This is a genomic window from Pseudomonas sp. P129 (assembly GCF_020312195.1).
Classification (GTDB): Bacteria; Pseudomonadota; Gammaproteobacteria; order Pseudomonadales; family Pseudomonadaceae; genus Aquipseudomonas; species Aquipseudomonas fragariae.
In genome coordinates this window covers 469,631-480,734 of the sequence record NZ_JAGPYS010000003.1, presented here as the reverse complement: position 1 = coordinate 480,734, position 11,104 = coordinate 469,631, and the positions used below count along the sequence as shown (strand labels likewise).

Genomic DNA, 11,104 nt, shown 5'->3' with positions numbered 1-11,104 from the left:
ATTCCTGACGCAGGAAATGCATCGACTGCACCACCCTCTTCGCGAACAAGTTCGCTCCTACAAAAGCTCGCGGATAACCTGTAGGAGCGAACTTTTTCGCGAAAGCGCTATTCCTGACGCAGAAAATGCATCGACTGCACCGCCCTCTTCGCGAACAAGTTCGCTCCTACAAAAGCTCGCGGATGCCCCCTGTAGGAGCGAACTTGTTCGCGAAAGCGCTATTCCTGACGCAGGAAATGCATCGACTGCACCGCCCCCTTCGCGAACTTGTTCGCGGCTACAAGGCCATCGGAACATCAGCGTGCCTCGCCCACTGTCCACATCAGGCCGCTGGCTCTGGCGCGCTCGTCGCACAGGCCGAGCACCACGCGGCGCTCGTCGTTGCTCATGCGGCTCCAGCGGGTGATTTCGGTGACAGTTCGCTGGCAACCGGTGCAGATATCCTGCTCATCCAGTGCACAAATACTCACACACGGGGAACGGACCGGTTTTTCGATCGGGGTATCAGTGCTCATCAATCTTCCTGCACTACCAGGTCACGGGCGTAACGCTGGGCATTGTGTACGTAATGGGCTGCGCTGGCTTCCAGCATCTTCTTCTGCACATCGGTGAGCTCGCGCACCACTTTACCCGGCGATCCCATGACCAGCGAGCCATCAGGAATGACCTTGTTTTCTCCGATCAGCGAATTGGCGCCGATGATGCAGTACTTCCCGATCTTCGCCCCGTTGAGGATGACCGCATTGATGCCGATCAGGCTGTAATCGTCAACGCTGCAGCCATGCAGCATGGCGTTGTGGCCGATGGTCACGCCCTTGCCGATACTCAGCGGCGACCCCATGTCGGTGTGCATCACCGTACCGTCCTGCACATTGCTGTTTTCACCGATGTGAATCAGCTCGTTGTCGCCACGCAATACCGCGTTGAACCACACACTCGCACCCGCCTCTAGCCTGACATTGCCGATCAGCGTTGCATTGGGAGCCACCCAGCTCTGCGGATCGGTCTGAACACGGGATTCTCCCAGGCGAAATTTCATGCAGCCTCCTCGGGCGGGTCGTACTCATGGGGACGAACTATAAACAGTGACGCTTCAGATACCGGTGGCTCAGATTGTCGAACGTTCGGGCGGATGATGCAGGCTGATCCTGGTGTCGTACAGCACATTGACCAGCTCGACGATCATGATCGCGGTAAGCCCCCAGATCTTGTACTCGCCATAACGGTAACTGGGCACGTACCAGCTGCGGCCTTCGTAATCGATACGGTGCGTGTGCTCGCGCGTGTCCTGACGAAAGAATTCCAGCGGTACGCTGAAGACTGCAGCGATCTCGGCGTCGTTGGGCTGGTATTCGACGAAGTCAGGTATCACCCCTACATAAGGCGTGACCTTGATACCGTGCTTGGAGATCAGCGGACTTAACGGCCCGATCACCTCAACCAGCCCGGGAGGCAGGCCGATCTCCTCCTCGGCTTCGCGCAGCGCAGTGAAAATCAGATCAGGGTCGCCCGGGTCGCGACGGCCACCCGGAAACGCCACTTCACCGCCATGCGTCGACAGGCCACTGGCGCGCAGGGTCAGAATCAGCTCGGGTTGCTCGCTGCGGGTAATCGGCACCAGAACAGCCGCCTCGGGGAACTTTCGATCCGAGTCGAGGGTTTCTGGCGTGTGACTGACTACACGGCGAAGTAGCTCATCCAGCATGGGAAATCTCGATCTGTTGCCTGTCTGGCATCATGCACCAAAGCAACGCTGCGCCCAAGCCCTTGCAGGACAACTCCTGTCACACAGAGGGTTGCCGAGCCGCCGCACGACAGGCCAAGATAGCGACTGCGTTCACTATCGACTGATCCCATGAAATTTTGCAGCCAGTGCGGCAACCCTGTTATCCAGCGCATTCCCGAAGGCGACAGCCGTTTGCGCTATGTCTGCGAGCATTGCCACACCGTTCATTACCAGAACCCGAACATCGTGGCGGGCTGTCTGGTGACGCTGGGCGGCAAAGTGCTGCTGTGCCGCAGGGCGATAGAGCCGCGCCTGGGTTTCTGGACGTTGCCGGCCGGCTTCATGGAGAACGGCGAAACCATCGAACAGGCTGCACGGCGCGAAACCATGGAGGAAGCGTGCGCCACTCTGAGCGAACTGCATCTGTACACCTTGATCGACGTACCGCATATCAATCAGGTGCATGTGTTCTATCGTGGGGAGATGGCGAATGAGGCATTCGCCGCAGGCATCGAGAGCCTGGAAGTGCAGTTATTCGACGAAGCAGACATTCCGTGGTCGGACCTGGCTTTCATGACGGTCGGGCGTACCCTAGAATACTTCTTTGCGGATCGGCGTCGGCAGGCCTACCCGGTTCATACCAGCGCCCTTCCCCCGTCACGTCCGTTGCTGGACACCTGAACGCCAGGGTCGCACACAACATCGGCGCTTTTGTCAAAGAAGTATCTTCAGGGAAATCGTAATGCGCTGGTTGCTCGCACTCTTTTGCATGTCGTTCATGCCGCTTTCGCAGGCCGCGTTTACTCAAACCATCGTGCCCAAGGGCAGCGAACAGAAAATCATCAATAACAAGGTCATCAATACCGAGAGTATCGCCAGCAAGCCGATCGACAAGGTGCTGGTGCTCAAGTCAGCGCGCCAATTGCAGCTGATCAGCGGTGGCGAGGCTTTGAAGACCTACCGAATCTCGCTGGGCAAGAACCCCAAGGGCACCAAGCTGCAGGAAGGCGACCAACGCACGCCGGAGGGTTTCTACTGGATCGACTGGCGTAAACCCAGCAATAACTACAACCTGTCGATGCACATTTCCTACCCGAATGTTTCGGACTCGGCACGCGCACGTTCCGAGGGCGTGAAACCGGGCAGCATGATCATGCTGCATGGCACACCGGTGGATGAAGAGTATCCGGAATGGTATTTCCACACGCTGGACTGGACCAACGGCTGCATTGCGCTGAAGAACAACGACATGCGGGAAATATGGGATCTGGTGAAAGACGGGACGATGATCGAAATTCGACCTTAATGTGCGGCGTTGCGCATTCGCGAGCAAGCTCGCTCCCACGAGACTCAAGATGATTATCGTCCCCACGCTCCAGCGTGGTGACGCATTTCCGGACGCTGCGCGTCCAGCCCTGGAGGCTCCTCAGAACTCTGCCAGCCGCCATACTTCGTAAGCAGGCGTTTCGTAGGGATGGCTCTGCTTGAGCGCCATCACCACTTGCTGAATCAGCTCGTCCGCGACGACCAGCTCGACCTTCCACTCTTGCACCGACTCGACCACACCGCTCTGCCCGATAAATGGCTGACTGCCATCCAGCGGGCGGAACTGGCCCTGGCCGAGCACTTGCCACGCGCAGTGATCGTAAGCGCCGATTCGCCCTGCACCAGCAGCGAATACGGCGTTCTTGACCTCGTCCACATGGCTCGGTGGAACAAAGAAGGCGAGCTTGTACACGCGCCTTAGTTAACCCAGGCCCGCGCGTTGCGGAACATGCGCATCCACGCACCGTCCTCGTTCCAGTCCTCGGGACGCCATGAGTTCTGCACAGCACGGAATACACGCTCCGGGTGCGGCATCATGATGGTCACACGACCGTCGAGGGTGGTCATGCCGCCAATACCGCGTGGCGAGCCGTTCGGGTTGGCCGGGTAGGCTTCAGTGACCTTGCCGTGGTTGTCGACAAAGCGCAGTGCAACGGTGCCGGAAACGTCCGCTTCAAGCAGCGCATCGTCATTGCGGAACTCCGCGTGCCCTTCGCCATGCGCGATGGCGATTGGCATGCGCGAACCGGCCATACCCTGCAGGAAGATCGACGCCGACTCCTGAACCTGGACCATGGCCACGCGCGCTTCGAACTGCTCGGAACGGTTACGCACGAAATGCGGCCAGAACTCGCTGCCCGGAATCAGCTCGTGCAGGTTGGACAGCATCTGGCAACCGTTGCAGACGCCGAGCGTGAAGCTGTCGGAACGCTCGAAGAAGCCCTGGAACGCATCACGCGCGCGACTGTTGAACAATGCCGACTTGGCCCAGCCTTCACCGGCACCCAATACGTCACCGTAGGAGAAGCCACCGCAGGCGACCATACCCTTGAAGTCGTTCAGGTCGACACGACCGGCCAGGATATCGCTCATGTGCACATCGATTGCGTTGAAACCGGCACGATCAAAGGCTGCCGCCATCTCGACCTGACCGTTGACACCCTGCTCGCGCAGAACGGCAACCTGAGGACGCACGCCCGTCTTGATGTACGGCGCGGCGATATCGTCGTTGACGTCGAAGCCCAGCTTGACGGTCAGGCCCGGGTTGTCTTCTTCCAGCAGCGCATCGAATTCCTGATCCGCGCATTCGGCGTTGTCACGCAGGCGCTGGATCTGATAGCTGGTCTCGGCCCACTGGCGTTGCAGCAGACGGCGCTGGCCACTGAATACCGGCTCGCCATGGAAGCTGATCGACACTTCATCGTTGTTGATCGGCTGACCGATCACTGCCACGCAGTCTTCCAGACCGGCCGCGCTGAATTGCGCCAGCACCAGTGGAGTAGCGTCCTGACGGACCTGGATGACCGCGCCCAGCTCTTCGTTGAAGAGGATCGCGCTCAGTTCGGAGACGTTGTCCGCCACACCGTCGAGGTGCAGGTTCAGACCGCAGTGACCGGCGAAAGCCATTTCCAGCGTGCTGACCAGCAGACCACCGTCGGAACGGTCGTGATAGGAGAGGATATGACCGTCGGAATTGAGGCCCTGAATCACGGCGAAGAAGGCCTTGAGGTCTTCCGCGTCGTCGACGTCCGGAGCGACGCGGCCGAGCTTGCCGTGAGTCTGCGCAAGAATCGAGGCGCCCATGCGGTTCTGGCCACGTCCCAGATCGATCAGGATCAGGTCGGTGATGCCCTTGTCCATGCGCAGCTCGGGCGTCAGGGTCTGACGGATGTCGACCACTGGCGCAAAGCCCGTCACGATCAAAGACAGCGGCGAGGTCACGCTCTTTTCGGTGCCCTCGTCGCTCCAGCGGGTCTTCATGGACATCGAGTCCTTGCCCACTGGAATGGTGATCCCCAGTTCCGGACACAGCTCCATGCCGACCGCTTTCACGGTGTCATAAAGACGCGCGTCTTCTCCAGGGTGACCAGCCGCCGACATCCAGTTGGCCGACAGCTTGATGTCAGAAAGCTTTTCAATACGCGAGGCCGCGATGTTGGTCAGCGTTTCGCCGATTGCCATACGGCCCGACGCCGGAGCATCCAGCAGCGCCAGCGGAGTACGCTCGCCCATCGCCATGGCTTCGCCGGTGTTGACGTCGAAGCTGGTGGCGGTGACGGCGCAGTCAGCCACAGGCACCTGCCATGGACCGACCATCTGATCGCGAGCGACCAGACCGGTAATGCTGCGGTCACCGATGGTGATCAGGAAGCTTTTGCTGGCGACGGCCGGGTGGCGCAATACGCGCTGCACGCTTTCTTCGATGTCCAGTGTGCTCGGGTCGAAATCATCGCCGATCTCTTCTTCGCGTGCGACCGAACGGTGCATGCGCGGCGCCTTGCCCAGCAGGACTTCCAGCGGCATGTCCACCGGACTGTTACCGAAATGGCTGTCGGTGACGGTCAGTTGCGGCTCTGCAGTGGCTTCGCCGACAACCGCAAACGGGCAGCGCTCACGCTCGCAGATAGCCTTGAAACGCTTGAAGTCTTCAACGCCCACGGCCAGCACGTAACGTTCCTGGGATTCGTTGCTCCAGATTTCCAGCGGGGCCATGCCCGGCTCGTCATTGGGTACGTTACGCAGTTCGAAACGGCCACCGCGATCGCCATCGTTGACCAGTTCGGGGAAGGCGTTGGACAGCCCCCCGGCACCGACGTCATGGATGAAGCTGATCGGGTTACGGTCGCCCAACTGCCAGCAGCGGTCGATGACTTCCTGGCAACGACGCTCCATCTCGGGGTTTTCACGCTGAACCGACGCGAAATCCAGGTCTGCGGAGCTGGTGCCGGTCGCCATCGAGGAAGCCGCGCCGCCACCCAGGCCGATCAGCATCGCCGGGCCACCCAGTACGATCAGCTTGGAACCCACGGTGATCTCGCCCTTCTGGACGTGATCTTCGCGGATATTGCCCATACCGCCCGCGAGCATGATCGGCTTGTGGTAGCCACGAACCTCGTCACCGTGCGGCGTGGTGATGGACTGCTCGAAGGTACGGAAATAGCCGGTCAGCGCCGGGCGACCGAACTCGTTGTTGAACGCCGCGCCACCCAGCGGGCCTTCAATCATGATGTCCAGCGCCGTCACGATGCGCTCGGGCTTGCCGTACGGCACTTCCCAGGGCTGCACGAAACCGGGAATCTGCAGGTTGGAGACGGTGAAACCGGTCAGCCCGGCCTTGGGCTTGGCACCGCGACCGGTTGCACCTTCGTCGCGAATCTCGCCGCCGGAGCCGGTCGCTGCACCAGGAAACGGTGCAATGGCGGTCGGGTGGTTGTGGGTCTCGACCTTCATCAGAATGTGCACCGGCTCCTGAACCGCGCCGTACTGACGGGTTTCAGGGTCCGGGAAGAAGCGACCGGCGACGTTGCCGACGATCACCGAAGCGTTATCCTTGTAAGCGGACAGCACGCCTTCGCTGTGCATCTGGTAGGTATTCTTGATCATGCCGAACAGGCTTTTTTCCTGGCTCTGGCCGTCGATGTCCCAACTGGCGTTGAAAATCTTGTGGCGGCAGTGCTCGGAGTTCGCCTGGGCAAACATCATCAGCTCGATGTCGTGCGGGTTGCGCCCCAGACCGTTGAAGCTAGTGATCAGGTAATCGATTTCATCTTCGGCGAGGGCCAGGCCCAGCTCGACGTTGGCTTTTTCCAGGGCCGCGCGGCCGCCACCCAGAATGTCCACGGCGGTCAGCGGCTTGGGCTGAGCGTGGCTGAACAGGTTGGCAGCCTGCTCGAGGTCGCCCAGGACCAGTTGCGTCATGCGGTCGTGCAGGCTGTCGGCGATTGCCTGAGCCTCGGTCTCGCTGAACTGGCCTTCTACATAGAAGGCAATCCCGCGCTCGAGGCGCTGGATTTTGCTCAGGCCGCAATTGCGAGCGATGTCGCTGGCCTTGCTCGACCAGGGTGAAATGGTGCCAAAACGCGGCAACACCAGAAACAGACGGCCGCTCGGCTCTTGAACCGGCACGCTGGGGCCGTATTTCAAGAGACGGTCGAGAACCTGCTGTTCTTCGCTGGTCAGAACGTCGTTGACGTCAGCGAAGTGGGCGAATTCGGCGTACAAGCCACTGACAGCTGAAACTTTTTGTTTCAGTTGTTCTAGTAATTTGCTGTGGCGGAAAGCAGAAAGGGCAGGAGCACCGCGCAGGATCAACATCTTCGGGACAGCCTCGAGAAGGGGGTGTGCTTTGAGGCCGCGTATTCTAGCCTAAACCGGGCATTTGATCACCCAAAACGGCGGCATCCGCTGCGCCCGAATGTCGCCCCAGGCAAAAAAACTCCGGAAATGCCGGTAAAAGCCAGTCGCCTATCAGACGCAAGCTTCACTGTCGAGATATGGCGCCCGGTGCGCTTTGCGTATACTGCACCGATGTTCTTCAAACCAGATTTCCGCCCACGTTGCGCCAAATGGCTCATCGCAACCGGACTCTTCCTGATGCTCGGCGCCTGTGTGGAAAAACCCACCACACTGGAGCGAGTCAAGGAGGACGGCGTACTGCGGGTGATCACCCGCAACAGCCCGGCGACTTATTTCCAGGATCGCAACGGTGAAACCGGCTTCGAATACGAGCTGGTCAAGCGCTTTGCCGATGATCTGGGCGTCGAACTGAAGATAGAAACAGCTGACAATCTTGACGATCTTTTCGACCAGATGAACAAACCGGGCGGTCCGGTACTCGGTGCCGCCGGCCTGATTGAAACGCCACTGCGCAAGCAACAGGCGCGTTTCTCGCACTCTTATCTGGAAGTCACCCCTCAGGTGGTCTATCGCAACGGCCAGTCGCGACCGACCGATCCCGGCGATCTGGTGGGCAAACGCATCGTGGTGCTCAAAGGCAGCGCGCATGCCGAGCAACTGGCGGCGCTCAAGGCGCAGAATCCCGGCATTCAATATGAAGAATCGGACGCGGTCGAGGTCGTTGATCTCCTGCGCATGGTCGACGAAGGCCAGATCGACCTTACCCTGGTCGACTCCAATGAGCTGGCAATGAACCAGGTCTACTTCCCCAATGTACGCGTAGCCTTTGACCTTGGCGAAGCCCGTGCACAGCGCTGGGCCGTCGCGCCGGGTGAAGACAACAGCCTGCTCAACGAAATCAACGCCTACCTCGACAAGGTCGAAAAGAACGGCACCCTGCAACGTCTGAAGGACCGTTACTACGGCCACGTCGACGTACTCGGCTATGTCGGTGCCTATACCTTTGCCCAGCACCTTCAGGAACGCCTGCCCAAATACGAGAAGCACTTCCAGACATCGGCCAAGAAAGAACAGGTCGACTGGAGACTGCTGGCCGCCATCGGCTATCAGGAATCGATGTGGCAACCGACCGTGACCTCGAAAACCGGCGTGCGCGGCCTGATGATGCTCACCCAGAACACCGCGCAAGCCATGGGCGTGTCCAACAGGCTGGATGCGCGCCAGAGCATTCAGGGCGGGGCAAAGTACTTTGCCTACATAAAGGATCAGCTGGACGATTCGATTAAAGAGCCGGATCGCACATGGCTCGCTCTCGCTTCCTACAACATTGGCAGCGGTCACCTTGAAGATGCGCGCAAATTGGCCCAGAACGAGGGGCTGAATCCTGATAAATGGCTCGACGTAAAAAAAATGCTGCCGCGTCTGGCACAGAAGAAGTGGTACAGCAAAACGCGTTACGGCTACGCCCGAGGCGGTGAGCCGGTGCATTTCGTGGCCAACATTCGCCGTTATTACGACATTCTGACCTGGGTGACGCAGCCCCAGCTTGAAGGCAGTCAGGTCGCCGATGGCAACCTGCATGTTCCTGGCGTCGACAAGACCCAACCGCCCGTCCCGCCAGCCTCTCCCGTCCCCTCGTCCAGCAGCACGGACGAATCTCCGCTCTAAACGTTGCCCTGGCCTTTGTCAGCGTCCTTGGCTGCCCGGCGCATTCTGAAAAACTCGCTCAGCATCGTCCCGCACTCCTCGCCCAGCACCCCGCCTTCGAACAGTACGCGGTGATTGAGAAATGCCTGACTGAAAAACTGCCCCTGGCTCTGCACGATGCCCGCCTTGGGTTCGAGCGCCCCGTAGACCACACGCGCCACCCGTGAGTGCACGATCAGCCCCGCGCACATGCTGCACGGCTCCAGCGTCACGTAGAGCGTGCTGCCCGGCAGGCGATAATTGTCCAGCGCCTTGGCGGCGTCACGAATCGCGACCATTTCGGCATGCGCGCTCGGGTCGCTGCCGCTGATCGGGCAGTTGTAACCACGACCGATGATCTCGCCGTTCTGCACCACCACTGCCCCGACAGGCACCTCGCCCAGCAGTGCGCCTTGCGCGGCCAGTGCCAGCGCCTCGCGCATGAAATCCTGATCCTTGCTGCGGTCGATGATCTGCGGTTGCCGCATCATGCCACCTCGATGGCGGCCATCAGGCCGGTTTCCATGTGATCGATAACGTGGCAATGGAACATCCATACACCGGGGTTATCCGCCACCAGCGCCACTCGCGCCCGTTCGTTACGGCCCAGCAAAAAGGTGTCGGTGAAGTACGGGATGATCTTGCGCCGATTGGAGGCGATTACCTTGAAACTCATGCCGTGCAAGTGAATCGGGTGCTGATACTGAGTCATGTTCTTCAACTCGAAGATATAGCTCTTGCCCAGCTTCAACCTGGCGATAGGCCGATCGGCGCAGGTCTTGTCGGTAATGTCCCACGCTTCGCCGTTGATCTGCCACAGGCTGGGCGGTTTGCCATTGTCGGTGTTGACCGACATCGAGCCCACCCACTCGAAGTTGAAATTGATCTTTTCGGCGTTAGCCATATCAGGCTCGGCCACCGGATTGGCCGGCAGCTCGGGCGGCCACTTGCCGGGCGCGTCGTTATTGGCGACCGAGCGGAACGTCCCCAGGCGCACCGGACCGTTACGCAGCGAGATTTCCTCGCCTGCCGGCGGGGCCTTGATCGCCAGACAGATGCGCATGCCCGGCCCCAGCCAGTATTCGTCGCCGAAGGGACGCGGTTTGACCGGGTTGCCATCCAGCGCATAGATCTGCGCCTCGGCGTCCGGCAGATTGAGTCGATAGGTCACGGTATTGTCGAGATTGAGCAAGCGCACGCGAGTGATCTGCCCGGCAGGCAACTCAATCACCGCCTGCGGAATACCGTTCAGCGTTGAAAGCCGCCCCGCCGTGCCCTCCCGTGCCGCTTCACGCAACACACTGAACTCGGTAAAGGCGCCCTGCTCGTCCACGTGCCAGCTTTTCAGGCTGACCGTGCGCTCATAGGCAAAACCGGTCGGCTCGCGTTCTTCGACAATCAGCGGCCCGACCAGCCCGCGGCCCAGCTCTTCGCTGCTGCTGACGTGCGGGTGATACCAGTAGCTACCCGCGTCCGGCACACGGAATTTGTAATCGAAGTATTCACCCGGCTTGACCGGCAACTGCGACACGTACGGCACGCCATCCATCTCCAGCGGCAACCTAATGCCATGCCAATGAATGGTCGTCTCGACCGGCAACTGATTGATGAAGCGCAGCCGCAGCCACTCACCCTGCCGCACGCGCAGCTCCGTACCCGGCGCAGAACCGCCAAAGGCCCAGGCTGGCGTCTTGTGGCCCGCCACCAGTTCCACATCCAGCGGAGCGGCGATCAGCACGAAGTCCGATCCCGCTTCAGACTCGCGACGCCCCATCCAGTAACGCGAAGCACCACCCGCGCCAAGGCCGACTACGGCCAGACCGGCGATGCCTGTAAGGATTTGACGACGGGTAAAGGACATGAACGGCGCAACCTCGAAAACGACGACTGAGCGCATCTGCGAGCAAATGCGAGGGGCGAATACGATACACCTGCATTTGGGGAAAGATAAGGGTGGATACCACGAACTGAAGTCGAGGCGTAAAAAAGCCGGGCAAGGCAGTGACGCCC

9 protein-coding genes and 1 pseudogene are annotated in these 11,104 nt (G+C 60.1%); 3 read left to right on the top strand and 7 right to left on the bottom strand.

Annotation, left to right across the window (positions count from 1 at the left end):
* Positions 1–296 precede the first annotated feature (296 nt).
* The 3 genes from KBY02_RS11950 to KBY02_RS11940 all read right to left on the bottom strand — a co-directional run bounded on the left by KBY02_RS11950 (position 297) and on the right by KBY02_RS11940 (position 1,705).
* Entirely contained in the window at positions 297–515 is a 219-nt protein-coding gene (locus tag KBY02_RS11950; RefSeq protein WP_003415455.1) for a DUF1289 domain-containing protein, read from the bottom strand.
* Positions 515–1,039 (bottom strand): gamma carbonic anhydrase family protein, encoded by a 525-nt coding sequence (locus tag KBY02_RS11945; RefSeq protein ID WP_024642800.1) that lies wholly within the window; start codon positions 1,037–1,039, stop codon positions 515–517. The genes KBY02_RS11950 and KBY02_RS11945 overlap by 1 nt, the downstream gene beginning before the upstream one ends.
* Positions 1,040–1,108: 69 nt before the next feature.
* Positions 1,109–1,705: a CoA pyrophosphatase gene (locus KBY02_RS11940; protein ID WP_004406418.1), complete on the bottom strand. Its 597-nt coding sequence runs from the start codon at positions 1,703–1,705 to the stop codon at positions 1,109–1,111.
* 150 nt (positions 1,706–1,855) lie between these two features.
* Here KBY02_RS11940 and KBY02_RS11935 point away from each other — a divergent pair, with 150 nt between their 5' ends.
* Both KBY02_RS11935 and KBY02_RS11930 read left to right on the top strand, forming a co-directional pair.
* Entirely contained in the window at positions 1,856–2,407 is a 552-nt protein-coding gene (locus tag KBY02_RS11935) for an NUDIX hydrolase (RefSeq protein WP_003421963.1), read from the top strand.
* A 202-nt stretch (positions 2,408–2,609) separates the two neighbouring features.
* Positions 2,610–3,032, top strand: a pseudogene (locus KBY02_RS11930) (L,D-transpeptidase family protein); the annotation flags it as partial.
* Between the two features lie 120 nt (positions 3,033–3,152).
* On the opposite strand, the gene KBY02_RS11925 reads toward KBY02_RS11930, so the two are convergent.
* Complete coding sequence (locus KBY02_RS11925) at positions 3,153–3,464, bottom strand: YqfO family protein (RefSeq protein WP_024642802.1); 312 nt, start codon at positions 3,462–3,464, stop codon at positions 3,153–3,155.
* A gap of 5 nt (positions 3,465–3,469) precedes the next feature.
* Positions 3,470–7,366 carry a phosphoribosylformylglycinamidine synthase gene (gene purL, locus KBY02_RS11920; protein WP_024659504.1) on the bottom strand — a complete coding sequence of 1,299 codons (3,897 nt, stop codon included), beginning with the start codon at positions 7,364–7,366 and terminating at the stop codon, positions 3,470–3,472.
* A gap of 213 nt (positions 7,367–7,579) precedes the next feature.
* On the opposite strand from purL, the gene mltF reads away from it, so the two are divergent.
* Positions 7,580–9,076: a membrane-bound lytic murein transglycosylase MltF gene (mltF, locus tag KBY02_RS11915; protein WP_011266923.1), complete on the top strand. Its 1,497-nt coding sequence runs from the start codon at positions 7,580–7,582 to the stop codon at positions 9,074–9,076.
* On the opposite strand, the gene tadA is transcribed toward mltF, so the two are convergent.
* Positions 9,073–9,582 (bottom strand): tRNA adenosine(34) deaminase TadA, encoded by a 510-nt coding sequence (gene tadA, locus KBY02_RS11910; protein ID WP_011266922.1) that lies wholly within the window; start codon positions 9,580–9,582, stop codon positions 9,073–9,075. The two genes, mltF and tadA, sit on opposite strands and share 4 nt — an antisense overlap.
* Complete coding sequence (locus KBY02_RS11905) at positions 9,582–10,955, bottom strand: multicopper oxidase family protein (RefSeq protein WP_058399018.1); 1,374 nt, start codon at positions 10,953–10,955, stop codon at positions 9,582–9,584. Before KBY02_RS11905 ends, tadA begins: the two co-directional genes overlap by 1 nt.
* Positions 10,956–11,104 lie beyond the last annotated feature (149 nt).

What these genes read in the sequence shown, in the direction of transcription:
- KBY02_RS11940 (WP_004406418.1), bottom strand. Translation starts at nt 1,705, where the DNA reads ATGCTGGATGAGCTACTTCGCCGTGTAGTCAGTCACACGCCAGAAACC.
- KBY02_RS11950 (WP_003415455.1), bottom strand. Translation starts at nt 515, where the DNA reads ATGAGCACTGATACCCCGATCGAAAAACCGGTCCGTTCCCCGTGTGTG.
- purL (WP_024659504.1), bottom strand. Translation starts at nt 7,366, where the DNA reads ATGTTGATCCTGCGCGGTGCTCCTGCCCTTTCTGCTTTCCGCCACAGC.
- KBY02_RS11945 (WP_024642800.1), bottom strand. Translation starts at nt 1,039, where the DNA reads ATGAAATTTCGCCTGGGAGAATCCCGTGTTCAGACCGATCCGCAGAGC.
- mltF (WP_011266923.1), top strand. Translation starts at nt 7,580, where the DNA reads ATGTTCTTCAAACCAGATTTCCGCCCACGTTGCGCCAAATGGCTCATC.
- KBY02_RS11935 (WP_003421963.1), top strand. Translation starts at nt 1,856, where the DNA reads ATGAAATTTTGCAGCCAGTGCGGCAACCCTGTTATCCAGCGCATTCCC.
- tadA (WP_011266922.1), bottom strand. Translation starts at nt 9,582, where the DNA reads ATGCGGCAACCGCAGATCATCGACCGCAGCAAGGATCAGGATTTCATG.
- KBY02_RS11905 (WP_058399018.1), bottom strand. Translation starts at nt 10,955, where the DNA reads ATGTCCTTTACCCGTCGTCAAATCCTTACAGGCATCGCCGGTCTGGCC.